Consider the following 14,802-nt stretch of genomic DNA (forward strand, 5'->3'; position numbering starts at 1 on the left):
TGTCAATAGATTCGAGATATGCGGCTGTTTCGCCCTCGTAACTTCCTGATGATGGAGTGGCTCAGCAGGGGCAACGACTAGGATCAAGAGATGCCGCCGTCGTCAGCGCTTTCCTCACCGAACCCCTCCACCGCCTCCACCACCGCCACCGCGTCCCCCGCCGCGGCCCTCTCCGCCATTTCCACCGTCTCCACCGTCTCCACCCGGCGGTCATCGGCGCGTCCGGAAGAGCGGCTGCTCGACGACGTCGACCTCGATCTGGTCGCCGCGCTCCAGCTCGCCCCCCGTACTCCGGTCAACGCCCTCGCCGAAGTGCTGGACAGCTCGCCGAGCACGATCGCCCGCCGCCTCGCGCGGCTGCGCGCCGAGCGGCTGCTCCGTGTGGTCGGCCGGCTGGACTGGCCGCTGATCACCACCGAGAACCCGCGGCAGGTGTGGATCACGTGCGAACCGGGGCGCTCCCAGGAGGTCGCGCGGCGCATCCTGGAACTGGCCGAGGTGCAGACCCTGCTGCTGACGACCGGCAGCGCCGACCTCTACTGCAGCGTCTACCCCCTCCTCGGGACCGATATCTTCGACCTGCTGACGCACCGGCTGCCCGGCATCCCCGGCATCGTCTCCACCGAGTCGCAACTGGTTCTGCGCGCCTACACCATGGGCCAGAGCTGGCGGCTCCACCGGCTCTCCGAGGAGCAGACCGGGCGGCTGCGCGAACACGCCGTACAGATCACCCAGGAGCGCAGGACCTCGCCCGACGAGCTCTCCGAGCTGGAGCGGCGCACGCTGGAGCTGATGGTGGACAACGGCCGGATCCCGGCCGCCGACATCGCCCGCGAGCTGGACGTCAGCCGCTCGACGGCGTACCGCACCTCGCAGGCGCTCCTGGAGTCCGGCGCCCTCTGGCCCCGGGTGGAGATCGAACCGGCCCTGCTGGGCTATCCGCTCACCGCCCTGCTCTCCCTCACGGTGCTGCCGCAGGCGATCCCCCGTCTGCTGGACACCCTGGGCGGGCACCCGTCGGCGCGTTACGTCTCGATGGTGGCCGGGTCCACCTCGGTGATCCACCACGGCGTCTTCCGGGACGAGGAGGACCTGGCCGACTTCATCACCACGGACCTGGGGGCGTTTCCCGAGGTCACGCGGGTCAACACCTGTGTGGGCGTACGGGTGCTGCGCCGGCACTGGACCGCGCGGGACGGGGTACGGCTCGGTGACCGGGTCGACGGCTTCCTGCGGAACGCGCCCGATTAGCCTCAGCCCATGCCACCTGCCAAGAAGCGCGCCCGCCGATACGACTCCGCCAAGATCCGCGCCGCCGTCACGGCCCAGTTCGGACACGTACGGGAGGCGGTCGCGGGGCTCACGCCCGAGCAGCTCGCGCTGCCCAGCGGGCTCGGCGGGCTCGGTGGGTGGAGCGTGCGGGAGCTGGCCGCGCATGTGTGCATGGGGGTCGAATTCGTCAACCGCGCCATCGAGCAGGACGGGCAGGGGCACGGGCAGGGGCACGGGCACGCGGGGCCGGACGGCGACCGGCCCCCCGTCACCCTCGCCGCGTGGCCCCTGGCCACCGCCGCGCACGCCGGCGCCATCTCCGAGGACGTCACGGAGTACGCGGCGTCCGCCCCCGCGGACGAGCTGTTCGCCCGTACCGCCGCGCGGCTCGACGCCCTGCTCCCCGGCGCGGACGACGACCAGGTGCCGGTGATCCGGCTCGGACCGATGCGGCTCGGGGACTTTCTCGTCACCCGGACCGTCGAGCTGATCGTCCACACCGACGACCTGAACCGGGCCACCGGGCTCGCCGTGCCGTTCGACCGGCAGGCCCTCGCCGCCTGTACACGGGTGCTGGCCGACGCGCTCGCCACGAAGGCGCCGGGGGCGTCGACCGAGGTACGGGTGCCGCCGTACGCCGTGGTGCAGTGCGTGGAGGGGCCGCGCCACACCCGGGGGACCCCGCCCAATGTGGTGGAGACCGATCCGCTGACCTGGATCCGGCTGGCCACCGGCCGTACGGGCTGGCGCGAGGAGGTCGAAGCGGCGCGGGTCAGCGCGAGCGGGGAGCGGGCGGATCTCGGCGGTCTGCTCCCGCTGATGGGGTGAGGGAGCGGGGGACGCGCGGGGGAGGCGGAACCGTACCGTGCCCCTCCCCGTCCCACCGATATGCGGAAACAGAAGATCCCCCACATCACCCACATCACTCGTGTCATGCACGGCACTCGCACCACTCCCCTCACGCACGGCACTCGCGTCACGCACATCGCCGCCGTCACCTCCGCCGCCCTGCTCGCGCTGACCGCCTGCGGCACCGAGACCAAGGACGGTGACGGGGCCGGTACCGGGAACCGGGCCGTTGGGACCGAGCTGCCGCTCACCGATGTCCACTGGCGCGTCGACAGCGTGACCACGGACGGCAAGAAGACCGCCGCGCCCGCCGGCGCCGGCGTGGACATCAGCTCCGAGGGCCGGGCCAGCGCGCAGACCGGCTGCAACCGCGTCAGCGCGAAGGTCACCGTCAAGGGCGACACCGTCACCATCGGTGACAAGGAGTCCACCCTGATCGGGTGCGACAAGGAGATGGGGGGCTTCGAGAAGGCGCTCGACGGCGCGTTCTCCGGGAAGCTCACCGCCAAGCTCCAGGACAAGAAGCTCACCCTCACCACGGCCGACGGCGACACGATCGCGCTGACCGCGGAGGAGCCCGCGCCCTTCGCCGGGACGAAGTGGACGGTCAACTCGCTCGTCGACAAGGGCGTCGCGTCCTCGTTGCCCAAGGACGCCGCGGGCAAGGCGTTCTTCACGTTCACTGTGAGTAAGGAAGCGCAGGCGGACAAGGACGGGGAACAGACCGGCACCATCGAGGGGAACCTCGGCTGCAACCGCTTCAAGGCCCCCGCCACCGTCTCCGGTACGACCCTCACCCTCGGCCGCCTCACCGCCACCCGCATGCTCTGCACCGGACCCGGGATGACCGTGGAACGCCAGGTGCGGAAGGTGCTGGAGGGCAAGGTCACATATGAGCTGCGCCACCGTTCCGTCACCCTCAAGACCGCCGGAGGGGCGGGCATCGAGGCCGGTGCGACCGCCCCAGGGAAGTAATCAGGAGGACGCCGGAAGGGCCCGCGAGGGCCCCGGTCCGTATCCCCAATTCGGACCAGTGGTCGATCTCGCCTACACTCGGTGGCGTGCCTCGTGGTGATGGACGACTCAACCACGACCTTCTCCCCGGAGAGAAAGGCCCCCAGGACGCTTGCGGCGTCTTCGGAGTCTGGGCCCCGGGTGAAGAGGTCGCCAAGCTCACCTATTTCGGACTGTATGCCCTACAGCACCGTGGACAGGAGTCCGCGGGCATCGCAGTGAGCAACGGGTCCAAGATCCTGGTTTTCAAGGACATGGGCCTCGTCTCACAGGTCTTCGACGAAACCTCGCTCAGCTCCCTCGTGGGGCATATCGCGGTGGGCCATGCCCGCTACTCCACCACCGGAGCCTCGGTGTGGGAGAACGCGCAGCCGACCTTCCGGGCCACGGCCCACGGCTCCATCGCGCTCGGCCACAACGGCAATCTGGTCAATACCGGCCAGCTCGCCGGGATGGTCGCCGACCTGCCCAAGGGGAACGGCCGGACGACGCGCGTCGCCGCCACCAACGACACCGACCTGGTCACGGCCCTGCTGGCCAGCCAGTCGGACGCCGACGGCAAGCCCCTCACCGTCGAGGAAGCCGCCGCCAAGATCCTGCCCGATGTCCAGGGCGCCTTCTCGTTCGTCTTCATGGACGAGCACACCCTGTACGCAGCCCGTGACCCGCAGGGCATCCGCCCGCTCGTCCTCGGCCGGCTGGAACGCGGCTGGGTCGTCGCCTCCGAGGGCGCGGCCCTCGACATCTGCGGCGCCTCCTTCGTACGGGAGATCGAGCCCGGCGAGCTGATCGCCATCGACGAGAACGGTCTGCGGTCGCAGCGATTCGCGGAAGCGAAGCCCAAGGGCTGCGTTTTCGAGTACGTCTACCTGGCCCGTCCCGATACGGACATCGCCGGTCGGAATGTCTATCTGTCCCGGGTCGAGATGGGGCGGAAACTGGCCAAGGAAGCTCCGGCCGAGGCAGATCTGGTCATAGCCACGCCCGAGTCCGGCACCCCCGCCGCCATCGGGTACGCGGAGGCCAGCGGCATCCCCTACGGATCCGGCCTCGTCAAGAACGCCTATGTCGGCCGGACCTTCATCCAGCCGTCCCAGACCATCCGCCAGCTCGGCATCCGTCTGAAGCTGAATCCGCTGAAGGAAGTCATCCGCGGCAAGCGCCTGGTGGTCGTCGACGACTCGATCGTCCGCGGCAACACCCAGCGCGCCCTGGTCAAGATGCTCCGCGAGGCGGGCGCCGCCGAGGTCCACATCCGGATCTCGTCGCCGCCGGTCAAGTGGCCCTGCTTCTTCGGCATCGACTTCGCCACCCGCGCGGAGCTGATCGCCAACGGCATGACGGTCGAGGAGATCGGCGTCTCCATGGGCGCCGACTCGCTCTCGTACATCTCCATCGACGGGATGATCGAGGCGACCACGATCGCCAAGCCCAACCTCTGCCGCGCGTGCTTCGACGGCGAGTACCCGATGGCCCTCCCCGACCCCGAGCTGCTCGGCAAGCAGCTCCTGGAGACCGAGCTGGCGGCGGGACCGGCCGGTACCGCCGCGTCGGAAGCGCTGCGCCGCCCGTAGCGCCGGCCGGGCCGTTCCCGACCTCTCCGCATGATGTTCGACGACCTCACGACGACAGGAAAGTACCCAGCCATGTCCGAAACGACTACTGGTGCCAGCTATGCCGCCGCGGGCGTCGACATCGAAGCCGGTGACCGCGCGGTCGAGCTGATGAAGGAGTGGGTGAGGAAGACGCAGCGCCCCGAGGTCCTCGGCGGCCTCGGCGGCTTCGCCGGCCTCTTCGACGCCTCCGCCCTCAAGCGCTACGAACGCCCGCTCCTCGCCTCCGCCACCGACGGCGTCGGCACGAAGGTCGACCTCGCCCGCAAGATGGGCGTGTACGACACGATCGGCCGCGACCTCGTCGGCATGGTCGTCGACGACCTCGTCGTCTGTGGCGCCGAGCCCCTCTTCATGACCGACTACATCTGTGTCGGCAAGGTCCACCCCGAGCGGGTCGCCGCCATCGTCAAGGGCATCGCCGAAGGCTGTGTGCTGGCCGGCTGCGCCCTGGTCGGCGGCGAGACCGCCGAGCACCCCGGGCTTCTCGGAGAGGACGACTTCGACGTCGCCGGCGCCGGTACGGGAGTGGTCGAGGCGGACCGGCTGCTCGGCGCGGATCGTATCCGTACGGGTGACGCGGTCATCGCGATGGCGTCCTCGGGACTTCACTCGAACGGGTACTCGCTCGTCCGCCACGTGGTCTTCGACCGGGCCGGCTGGTCGCTGGAGCGCGAGTTCCCCGAGTTCGGCCGCACGCTCGGCGAGGAGCTGCTGGAGCCCACCAAGATCTACTCGCTGGACTGCCTGGCGCTCACCAGGACGACCGACGTGCACGCGTTCAGCCACATCACCGGCGGCGGTCTGGCGGCCAACCTCGCCCGGGTGATCCCGGACGGGCTGCACGCCACGGTGGACCGCTCGACGTGGACGCCAGGCGCGGTCTTCGACGTGATCGGTGCTGCGGGCCGGGTGGAGCGCCTGGAGCTGGAGAAGACGCTGAACATGGGCGTGGGCATGATGGCCGTCGTCCCGGCGGAGTCGGCCGGCGCCGCGCTCACCACGCTCGCCGACCGCGGGGTGGACGCCTGGATCGCCGGCGAGATCACCGAGCGGGCGGGCCACTCCACCGGAGCGGCGCTGACCGGCGACTACGCGAGCTGACGTGCTGCCCCGTGCCGGCTACAGGGCCACTCACAGGACCTGTCGGCCGGCGCGGGAGCGCGTGGACAGCACAGAACCCGGTCCAGGGCTGCGGGCCCCGGACCGGGCCGGATGCTGATGACGAGCTGACGCTCGGGATGTACGGACGTCAAGCGCCGCGGCGCCGTGCCGAGGGTCCGGACTCGTCGTCCTCGTCCTCGTCGTCCTTGTACGGGTCCGCGTTGTAGCGGTCCGCGTACTGTGCGTACGGGTCATCTTCCTCTTCGTCGTCCTCGAACGGCTCGCCGTTCGGCGGTTGACTTGAAGGCGATGCGCCCAGCTCGTTGGCCAGACGCGACAGGTCTGTCCCGCCGCTGTTGTACTTCAGCTGGCGGGCGACCTTCGTCTGCTTGGCCTTGGCCCGGCCGCGCCCCATGGCTCGACCCCCTCGGTGACGGGGCTCGACGGCCCCAGAGTCTTGACACGCGTTCATGAATCAGAACGAGCTCTCCGCGGAGAGACCCGTCCGTAGGGCTTCAACGGTACCTGCTTCCGCGGCCATACGGTACGCCGCCCGCATGACGCGCCCCGGTGCAGGGTCGGCGAGACGCCCCGTCCTCGCTGGTCAGCAGCGATTTTAACCTCTTCTGGAGGGGCGACCCGCCGACCGGCGTGAGTCTGGTCTCCCCGCTCGCCGCCGCCCGCTCCGGCGCTCCGCGCACGCGCCGGGATCACCCCTCGACGTTGAGGTGAGCACGCTCAGGACCGGCTCAGGAAGACTCAGGAACGGCGGGCTTCGGCCATCCTGCGCTCGGCGATCCGGTCGGCCGCCGCGGCCGGCGGAACCCCGTCCTCCTTCGCACGTGCGAAGATCGAAAGAGTCGTGTCGAAGATCTTTGCGGCCTTCGCGTGACACCGGTCGAAGTCGAAGCCGTGCAGCTCGTCCGCGACCTGGATGACCCCGCCCGAGTTCACCACGTAGTCGGGCGCGTACAGGATCCGGCGGTCGGCGAGGTCCTTCTCGACGCCCGGGTGGGCGAGCTGGTTGTTGGCCGCCCCGCAGACCACCGTCGCGGTGAGCGCGGCCACCGAGGCGTCGTCCAGCGCGCCGCCGAGCGCGCACGGGGCGTAGATGTCCAGGCCCTCGGTGCGGATCAGCGCGTCCGTGTCGGCCACGGCGGTCACCTGCGGGTGCGCGTCCGTCACCCGGCGTACCGACGCTTCCCGTACGTCCGTGATCACGACCTCGGCGCCGTCCTTGAGCAGGTGCTCCACCAGGTGGTGCCCCACCTTCCCGACGCCCGCGACCCCGACCCGGCGTCCGCGCAGCGACGGGTCGCCCCACTGGTGCTGGGCGGACGCCCGCATGCCCTGGAAGACCCCGAAGGCGGTCAGGACGGACGAGTCGCCCGCGCCGCCGTTCTCGGGGGAGCGCCCGGTGGTCCAGGCGCAGGTACGGGCCACGACGTCCATGTCCGCCACGTACGTACCGACGTCGCAGGCGGTGACGTACCGGCCACCGAGCGAGGCCACGAAGCGGCCGTAGGCCAGCAGCAGCTCTTCGCTCTTGATCTGCTCGGGGTCCCCGATGATCACGGCCTTGCCGCCGCCGTGGTCGAGCCCGGCGAGGGCGTTCTTGTACGACATGCCCCGGGAGAGGTTCAGCGCGTCGGCGACGGCCTCCTCCTCGGAGGCGTACGGGTGGAAGCGGGTGCCGCCGAGGGCCGGGCCCAGGGCGGTCGAATGGATCGCGATGACGGCCTTGAGGCCGCTGGCGCGGTCCTGGCAGAGCACGACCTGCTCGTGGCCCCCCTGTTCCGAGCGGAAGAGGGTGTGCAGTACGTCGGTGTGCGGTACGTCGGTGTGCGCGCCGGAAACATCGGTCACGGTGGTGACTCCCCAGTAAGAAACGGCGTTGGGCGGTCCCTCCCGTGGGTGGTGGAGCGACCGGTCGGGCAAGCAAGAGGGTAAGTCCTCGGCAGGCGTGGATCAGCCGCAGTGCTGAGGATCACCCCCTGGGGGGTGACGGGCATGGGACGATGCGGCCCATGCCGGCGGTGTCTTCTGTCCATGTCCCTTACGCGTCCTACCTGCGGGTGTACGAGCCGCTGGGGGCCTTTCCCGAACCGGAGAGAGGCCACTGGGCGCGTTACGCCAAGCGGGACCGTACTCCCAGCGCCCAGGACGAACTGCGGCGTTCCCTGGCGGACTTGCTGCCCACCCCGCCGGTGCCGGTACCGGTGCACGAGAGCGGGGACGCGTTCGTCACCGAGGTGGACGGCGTGGTGTGCGTCTGTCCCTGGCGGACGCGGCTGCGCGGCTGGCTGGCGCTGGAGGAGCTGACGGAGACGCTGCCCGCGCCGCTGCTGGACGCGGTGCTGCCCCCGGTGGTGCGATTTCAGGCCACCTCGGACTACGAGCACTGGCGGGACCGGAATCCGGACGCGCGGCCCTGGATCAGGACGGCGCTCTGGCAGGTCCCGCCGGGCTGGTTCGCCCTCTTCTCCGACGAGGAGCGGCTGTACGAGAAGGAGGGCCCGGCCGAGGAGGGACCGGCTGGGAAGGGCCCGGCTGGGAAGGGCCCGGCTGAGAAGGGCGGCGACGGGGCGCCCGTACTGCGCTACCGGACCCCGATGGTGCAGGCCAGGCGCCGGCTGGCCCGGGCGCTGAAGACGCTGCGGGAGACGCTGGACGACGGTCCGATGGTCGAAGGGCTGATCGAGGTGGGGCGGTGGCTGGAGGAGTTCCACCCGCGTTCACTGGTCGAACTGGACTACGGCGGTCTCGTCCATGTGATCTCCCGGGAGCAGTTGGCCGACGACCACTCGGCCGCCGATGTGGCGGCGGCCGTCGCTGCGCTGCGTGACGGGGACGGCGAGGCGGCGGGGATCGCGTACGGCCGGCTCATGGAGCGCTGGCGCGCGGTACGGGACCGGCAGTTCGCGAGCTGAGCCGCCGCCGGTCCGGCCGGAGCATCGGGAACATCCAGGACATCCGGGACGGATCGACCGAACGGTCAAACGGACATGGGGAGACCGTGGAACGGGCTTGGCCGGACCTTGAATCGGACATCGGGGCAGAGGTCCCGAACCGGGCCTTTGCCTCAAGCGTGACGGACCGCACTAACGGGGCTCTTGCGCCCATCACCCTTCCTCGTGTCAAAATAGGACAAGGAGTCCGGGGAGGGCTCCATCCGTCCAAGTGTGGGCGGAATGCTCGGCATTGCACTCTATGTAGGGGGGCCAGTGACTCCTGATCATTCTGTGACTGATCGTATCTGTGACGTGACTGTCCGCTATGGCATGGTCCATCGGCTTCCGCCGCTGATGAACACCTCAGAGGGCAATTCCATCGGTTTGGCCTACGTGGCTGGACGGATGGTGTAGTTGTAGTGCCGAGGACAAGCCGTTCGTCCTATAACCGACTCGGCCCGCGTCCGCCATTTCGGGCAACGCGGGTCAAGGTGCAGAATTTAGAGGAAAGAACCGAGATGGTTCGGTTCTCCCGAGGAGGCCGCTCATGACCGCTCGCACCCCTGATGCCGAGCCGCTGCTGACCCCGGCTGAGGTTGCCACGATGTTCCGTGTGGACCCGAAGACGGTCACACGCTGGGCAAAGGCCGGCAAGCTCACGTCCATCCGCACGCTCGGTGGGCATCGCCGGTATCGCGAGGCAGAGGTCCGCGCACTGCTTGCGGGTATTCCGCAGCAGCGCAGCGAGGCCTGAACACCCCAGTAAGGCTCATTTAGGGCTCAAACCAACCAGGGCACAGCCGGGTCCCCCATATCCGGTCGTCCCGACCCACGGCTCCACACGACGGGCACCTGCCCCAACAGGTCCCATGCCCACGCACAACGGGTAAGTCGTCGATCGCGCCGGACTCCGCCGAGTCCGGCGCGATTTTTTTGTGCGCGGGAAGGGTGCGGAACGAGTGGTTCCGGGGAGCGCGGGAAGCGGGAGGGGAGGGTTCGGAGGGCGAGTGCAATTGCACATATTAAATTCGCGTCTTGTAGGAAGGGTGTAAGTCCTGTCCTGTGCAGGAAGTTACCGCGTGACTCCCGTCACACCTCGTCACTCCTGTCGACGGGGCACGGGCCCCTCGTCGGGCACGTGTCAGATGATGGTCGCCGCCCCACCGGAACGCACACCGCCACGCGGGCCGGCGCGGAACGAGGCGGGACGGACGTCGGCCGGCGGCTGAACGGCAGTCAAACGTCAGTTCACGGGAGGAGGTTGGTCCCCGGGTAACTTCTCCACGAGGAAACCGCCGCCCCCGGGAGCCGGGTCGAGAGCCGCCACGGACTCGTCGACGAGCCGCTGGAGGCGATGGCAGACCGGGCAGTACCCGGTGGCGTGCGGGCGCCCTGAAGCGGCTGCCAGGTGAGCGCGCAGCAGCGCGCCCGTCTCATGTTTCGTCTGCCTGACGGGCCCGGGCCTGTCGGCCGGCCTCGCTGTCGATGCGGTCACACACACCACCCCCGGTGCGGCCCCGGGATGTGACGGAGAAGGGGCCTTCTGTTTAGGTACCCCCGGGCCGTGAACCCCGTCAAGGCGCATCGCCCCGGGCGCGGCGGATTTGGGCACGCCATTACTGCGGCGTTACCGCCGCGTCGACGGCGCTTGCCGTATGCAATGGAGTCGGGCGTCCAGGGGCGAGGAGCGCCGGATACGGCGGAAGGCCCGCATCCGGTGGGGATGCGGGCCTTCCTTGCTGCGGTCCTGACGGGATTTGAACCCGCGGCCTCCACCTTGACAGGGTGGCGAGCACTCCAAACTGCTCCACAGGACCTCGTTTCGCGGCCCCGTAGCGGCGGCTGCGAAACCAGACTCTACAGCAGCTCGGAGGGTGCGGTCGAACTGGATGAGCGAGGCCCCCGCGTCACGGCGCCGCCGCGTCGATCGCCTTCACGATCCGCTTGTCAGAGACCGGCTGCGCGGTGCCCAGCGCGTGCGCGAAGTAGCTCACCCGCAGCTCCTCGATCATCCAGCGGATGTCCAGGACCTCGCGCGGCACCGGCCGCCCCCGCGGAAGCTGTTCGAGCAGCCACGCGTACTCGTCCTGCATCTCGTGGACCTTCTCCATGCGCGTCGTGTCGCGCTGGACGGCCGTCGGCATCTGCTGGAGCCTGCGGTCCACCGCCACCAGGTAGCGCATCAGGTCCGGCAGCCTGCGCAGCCCCGTACGGGTGACGAAGCCGGCCGGTACGAGGGCCGCGAGCTGGTCCCTGACGTCCTGGACGTTGTTGACCAGCACCAGACTGTTCGTGGCCTTCAGGCGGCGCTCACAGGACTGCCAGGCGGCCAGGATCTGCTGGACCTGGCCGACGGTCCGCACCGTCGCGTCGACCAGGTCGGCGCGCACCCTGTCGAACAGCTTCCGGAACGACTCCTCGTCCCACGCCGGGCCCCCGTGGTCCGCGATCAGCTTGTCCGCGGCGGCCGTCGCGCAGTCCTCGAAGAGCGCCTGGACCGATCCGTGCGGATTGCGGGACAGCGCCAGCTTCTGCTGGTTGCTGAGCTTGTCGGAGGCGAACTTCGCCGGGTTGACCGGGATGTTCAGCATGATCAGCCGCCGGGTCCCGGCCCACATCGCCTGCTGCTGCTCGGCCTCCGTGTCGAAGAGCCGTACGGCCACGGTCGCGCCCTGGTCGACCAGGGCCGGGTACGCCTTCACCGGCTGGCCGGCCCGGCGGGTCTCGAAGATCCGTACCAGCGTGCCGAGAGTCCACTCCGTCAGGCCCGTGCGCTCGATCGTCTCGCCGCCCGCCCGTTCCGCGGTGGCCGCGGCGGCCTGGGAGAGGGCCTGGCGGGCCTTGGGGCGGAGCTGGAGCCTGAGCGCCTCCAGGTCCTTCGCCTCGGCGATCTTGCGGCGCCGTTCGTCGACGATCCGGAACGTGATCTTGAGGTGGTCCGGGATCCGGTTCAGATCGAAGTCCTCGGCCGTGACCGGCACGCCGACCATCCGCTGGAGTTCACGCGCCAGCGTGACCGGCAGCGGCTCCTGGAGGGGCACCGCGCGGTCCAGGAAGGCGGCGGCGTAGTTCGGTGCGGGCACGTAGTGGCGGCGTACGGGCTTGGGCAGCGACCGGATCAGCTCCACGACCACCTCCTCGCGCAGCCCCGGGATCTGCCAGTCGAAGCCCTCGGAGGTGACCTGGTTGAGGACCTGGAGGGGGACGTGGACGGTGACGCCGTCCGCGTCCGTGCCCGGCTCGAACTGGTACGTCACCCGGAACTTGAGCGGTCCCTGGCGCCAGGAGTCCGGATAGTCGTCCTTGGTGACCGAGCCGGCCTTCTCGTTGATGAGCATCGACCGCTCGAAGTCGAGCAGCTCCGGCTCGTCGCGCCGCTTCGCCTTCCACCAGGAGTCGAAGTGCGCCCCGGAGACCACGTCCTCCGGCACCCGCTGGTCGTAGAAGTCGTACAGCGTCTCGTCGTCCACGAGGATGTCGCGGCGCCGGGCGCGGTGCTCCAACTCCTCGACCTCGCCGAGCAGTTTGCGATTGTCATGGAAGAACTGGTGGTGCGTCCGCCAGTCGCCCTCGACCAGCGCGTGACGGATGAACAGCTCCCGCGACGCCTCAGCGTCGATTCGGCCGAAATTCACCTTGCGCTGGGCGACGATCGGCACCCCGTACAGCGTGACCTTCTCGTACGCCATGACGGCCGCCGCGTCCTTCTCCCAGTGCGGCTCGCTGTACGTCCGCTTGAGGAGATGGCCGGCCAGCGGCTCGATCCACTCGGGCTCGATCCGCGCGTTGACGCGCGCCCACAGCCGGGAGGTCTCCACCAGTTCGGCGGACATGATGAAGCGCGGCGGCTTCTTGAAGAGGGCCGAGCCGGGGAAGACCGCGAACTTCGCGCTGCGGGCGCCCAGATACTCGTTCCGGGCGGAGTCCTTCCGCGCGCCGTCCTTCCCGCTGTCCTTCTTCGAGGACTCCTTCTCCTTCACGTCCTTCATGCCGACGTGCGACAGCAGGCCCGCGAGGAGCGAGACATGCACGGCCTGTTCGGCGGCGTCGTCCTCGTTGAGGTGGATGCCCATCTGCCGGGCGACCGTACGGAGCTGGGAGTAGATGTCCTGCCACTCGCGGATCCGCAGGAAGTTCAGGTACTCCGTCTTGCACATCCGGCGGAACGCGGAGGAGGAGAGCGTCTTCTGCTGCTCCCGTACGTACCGCCAGAGGTTGAGGAAGGCGAGGAAGTCGGAGGTCTCGTCCTTGAAGCGGGCGTGCTGCTGGTCGGCCTGCGTCTGCTTCTCGGAGGGGCGTTCGCGCGGGTCCTGGATGGAGAGCGCGGCGGCGATCACCATCACCTCCCGTACGCAGCCGTTGCGGTCGGCCTCGATGACCATCCGGGCGAGCCGCGGGTCCACGGGGAGCTGGGAGAGCTTGCGGCCGAGCGGGGTGAGCCGCTTGGTCCGCTCCTTCTCCTCCATGTCGAAGGCGCCCAGTTCCTGGAGGAGTTGCACACCGTCGCGGATGTTGCGGTGGTCCGGCGGGTCGATGAACGGGAACTTCTCGATGTCGCCGAGCCCGGCCGCGGTCATCTGGAGGATGACGGACGCCAGGTTCGTCCGCAGGATCTCGGCGTCCGTGAACTCCGGGCGGGACTCGAAGTCCTCCTCGGAGTAGAGCCGGATACAGACGCCGTCCGACGTACGGCCGCAGCGGCCCTTGCGCTGGTTGGCGCTGGCCTGGGAGATCTTCTCGATCGGCAGGCGCTGGACCTTGGTGCGGTGGCTGTAGCGGGAGATCCTGGCGTTGCCCGGATCGATCACGTACTTGATCCCGGGAACGGTCAGCGAGGTCTCCGCGACATTCGTCGCGAGGACGATCCGGCGACCGCTGTGGCGCTGGAACACCCGGTTCTGCTCGGCGTGCGAGAGCCGGGCGTAGAGAGGGAGGACCTCGGTGTTGCGGTGCGAGAGCTTCTGCAACGCCTCGGCGGTGTCCCGGATCTCCCGCTCGCCGGAGAGGAAGACCAGGACGTCGCCGGGCTCCTCGTACTGGAGCTCCTCGACGGCGTCGGCGATCGCGGTGATCTGGTCGCGGTCGCGCTCCGAGCTGTCGTCCTCCAGGAGCGGGCGGTAGCGGACCTCGACCGGGTACGTACGGCCGGAGACCTCGACGATGGGAGCGTCCCCGAAGTGCCGGGAGAAACGTTCCGGGTCGATGGTCGCGGAGGTGATGATCACCTTGAGGTCGGGGCGTCTGGGCAGGAGTTGGGCGAGATAGCCGAGCAGGAAGTCGATGTTGAGGCTGCGTTCGTGGGCCTCGTCGATGATGAGCGTGTCGTACGCGAGCAGTTCGCGGTCCGTCTGGATCTCGGCGAGCAGGATGCCGTCCGTCATCAGCTTGACGAAGGTCGCGTCCTGGTTGACCTGATCGGTGAAGCGGACCTTCCAGCCGACCGCCTCGCCCAGCGGGGTGTCCAGTTCCTCGGCGACGCGCTCCGCGACCGTACGGGCGGCGATCCGGCGCGGCTGGGTGTGCCCGATCATGCCGCGGACGCCACGGCCCAGCTCCAGACAGATCTTGGGGATCTGGGTCGTCTTGCCCGACCCGGTCTCCCCGGCGACGATCACGACCTGGTGGTCGCGTATCGCCTCCAGGATCGTGTCCTTCTTCTGGCTGACGGGCAACTGCTCGGGGTACGAGACGGCGGGCACCCGCCCGGCGCGCAGCCGGGTCCGCTCGGCGGCCTTCTCGGCCTGACCTGCGATCTCGTCGAGCACGGCCTGTCGCGCTTCGGGCTTACGGATGCGCCGTGCGCCTTCGAGACGGCGGCCGAGCCGCTGCGCGTCGCGCAGCGGGACGTCGGCCAGCAGGGTCTGGAGGTCGGCGAAGGAAGTAGACATACCGAAACCAGGATCTCACCCGCGCCGACGGGGAGGCGAACGATTTCGTCGCGGGCCGCTCGCCGGCCGCTCGTGCGCCGGGGCGCGGTACGGGAAAACCCCCGCCGGATC

General features: G+C 69.5%; 11 protein-coding genes and 1 tRNA gene. 7 read left to right on the plus strand and 5 right to left on the minus strand.

What is annotated here, in order from left to right; all coding sequences use genetic code 11:
• Positions 1-90: 90 nt before the first annotated feature.
• From ACIBJC_RS26910 to purM, 5 genes are all read left to right on the plus strand, one after another.
• Positions 91-1,251 carry an Lrp/AsnC ligand binding domain-containing protein gene (locus tag ACIBJC_RS26910; RefSeq protein WP_399296658.1) on the plus strand — a complete coding sequence of 387 codons (1,161 nt, stop codon included), beginning with the start codon at positions 91-93 and terminating at the stop codon, positions 1,249-1,251.
• A 9-nt stretch (positions 1,252-1,260) separates the two neighbouring features.
• The gene (locus ACIBJC_RS26915; RefSeq protein ID WP_399296661.1) at positions 1,261-2,100 is read left to right on the plus strand and encodes a sterol carrier family protein; all 840 of its coding nucleotides are present in this window, start codon (positions 1,261-1,263) and stop codon (positions 2,098-2,100) included.
• 105 nt (positions 2,101-2,205) lie between these two features.
• Positions 2,206-3,096 (plus strand): META domain-containing protein, encoded by an 891-nt coding sequence (locus tag ACIBJC_RS26920; RefSeq protein WP_399296663.1) that lies wholly within the window; start codon positions 2,206-2,208, stop codon positions 3,094-3,096.
• An 86-nt stretch (positions 3,097-3,182) separates the two neighbouring features.
• Positions 3,183-4,709: an amidophosphoribosyltransferase gene (gene purF, locus ACIBJC_RS26925; protein ID WP_399296665.1), complete on the plus strand. Its 1,527-nt coding sequence runs from the start codon at positions 3,183-3,185 to the stop codon at positions 4,707-4,709.
• Between the two features lie 72 nt (positions 4,710-4,781).
• On the plus strand, positions 4,782-5,852 hold the full coding sequence (gene purM, locus ACIBJC_RS26930; RefSeq protein WP_399296668.1) for a phosphoribosylformylglycinamidine cyclo-ligase: 1,071 nt from the start codon (positions 4,782-4,784) through the stop codon (positions 5,850-5,852).
• 148 nt (positions 5,853-6,000) lie between these two features.
• Here the strand turns inward: purM and ACIBJC_RS26935 are convergent, their stop codons facing one another.
• Positions 6,001-6,267 (minus strand): DUF3073 domain-containing protein, encoded by a 267-nt coding sequence (locus ACIBJC_RS26935; RefSeq protein WP_329827563.1) that lies wholly within the window; start codon positions 6,265-6,267, stop codon positions 6,001-6,003.
• Positions 6,268-6,611: 344 nt separating this feature from the next.
• A complete protein-coding gene (locus ACIBJC_RS26940) occupies positions 6,612-7,718 on the minus strand; it encodes a Leu/Phe/Val dehydrogenase (protein WP_399296670.1) in 1,107 nt (368 codons plus the stop codon).
• A 161-nt stretch (positions 7,719-7,879) separates the two neighbouring features.
• Between ACIBJC_RS26940 and ACIBJC_RS26945 the strand changes: the two genes are divergently transcribed.
• Entirely contained in the window at positions 7,880-8,782 is a 903-nt protein-coding gene (locus ACIBJC_RS26945) for a hypothetical protein (RefSeq protein ID WP_399296673.1), read from the plus strand.
• Positions 8,783-9,350: 568 nt separating this feature from the next.
• Positions 9,351-9,557 carry a developmental transcriptional regulator BldC gene (bldC, locus tag ACIBJC_RS26950; RefSeq protein ID WP_003949541.1) on the plus strand — a complete coding sequence of 69 codons (207 nt, stop codon included), beginning with the start codon at positions 9,351-9,353 and terminating at the stop codon, positions 9,555-9,557.
• A gap of 489 nt (positions 9,558-10,046) precedes the next feature.
• Here the strand turns inward: bldC and ACIBJC_RS26955 are convergent, their stop codons facing one another.
• The 3 genes from ACIBJC_RS26955 to hrpA all read right to left on the minus strand — a co-directional run bounded on the left by ACIBJC_RS26955 (position 10,047) and on the right by hrpA (position 14,691).
• Positions 10,047-10,388 (minus strand): DUF6274 family protein, encoded by a 342-nt coding sequence (locus ACIBJC_RS26955; RefSeq protein ID WP_399296816.1) that lies wholly within the window; start codon positions 10,386-10,388, stop codon positions 10,047-10,049.
• A 157-nt stretch (positions 10,389-10,545) separates the two neighbouring features.
• Positions 10,546-10,620 (minus strand) — tRNA-Asp (locus ACIBJC_RS26960).
• A 90-nt stretch (positions 10,621-10,710) separates the two neighbouring features.
• On the minus strand, positions 10,711-14,691 hold the full coding sequence (hrpA, locus tag ACIBJC_RS26965) for an ATP-dependent RNA helicase HrpA (protein ID WP_399296676.1): 3,981 nt from the start codon (positions 14,689-14,691) through the stop codon (positions 10,711-10,713).
• Positions 14,692-14,802 lie beyond the last annotated feature (111 nt).

The sequence above is a fragment of the Streptomyces sp. NPDC050509 genome, from assembly GCF_044457965.1.
Taxonomy (GTDB): Bacteria; Actinomycetota; Actinomycetes; order Streptomycetales; family Streptomycetaceae; genus Streptomyces.

What these genes read in the sequence shown, in the direction of transcription:
- ACIBJC_RS26955 (WP_399296816.1), bottom strand. Translation starts at nt 10,388, where the DNA reads ATGCGCCTTGACGGGGTTCACGGCCCGGGGGTACCTAAACAGAAGGCC.
- ACIBJC_RS26935 (WP_329827563.1), bottom strand. Translation starts at nt 6,267, where the DNA reads ATGGGGCGCGGCCGGGCCAAGGCCAAGCAGACGAAGGTCGCCCGCCAG.
- ACIBJC_RS26915 (WP_399296661.1), top strand. Translation starts at nt 1,261, where the DNA reads ATGCCACCTGCCAAGAAGCGCGCCCGCCGATACGACTCCGCCAAGATC.
- purM (WP_399296668.1), top strand. Translation starts at nt 4,782, where the DNA reads ATGTCCGAAACGACTACTGGTGCCAGCTATGCCGCCGCGGGCGTCGAC.
- ACIBJC_RS26910 (WP_399296658.1), top strand. Translation starts at nt 91, where the DNA reads ATGCCGCCGTCGTCAGCGCTTTCCTCACCGAACCCCTCCACCGCCTCC.
- hrpA (WP_399296676.1), bottom strand. Translation starts at nt 14,691, where the DNA reads ATGTCTACTTCCTTCGCCGACCTCCAGACCCTGCTGGCCGACGTCCCG.
- ACIBJC_RS26920 (WP_399296663.1), top strand. Translation starts at nt 2,206, where the DNA reads ATGCACGGCACTCGCACCACTCCCCTCACGCACGGCACTCGCGTCACG.
- ACIBJC_RS26945 (WP_399296673.1), top strand. Translation starts at nt 7,880, where the DNA reads ATGCCGGCGGTGTCTTCTGTCCATGTCCCTTACGCGTCCTACCTGCGG.
- bldC (WP_003949541.1), top strand. Translation starts at nt 9,351, where the DNA reads ATGACCGCTCGCACCCCTGATGCCGAGCCGCTGCTGACCCCGGCTGAG.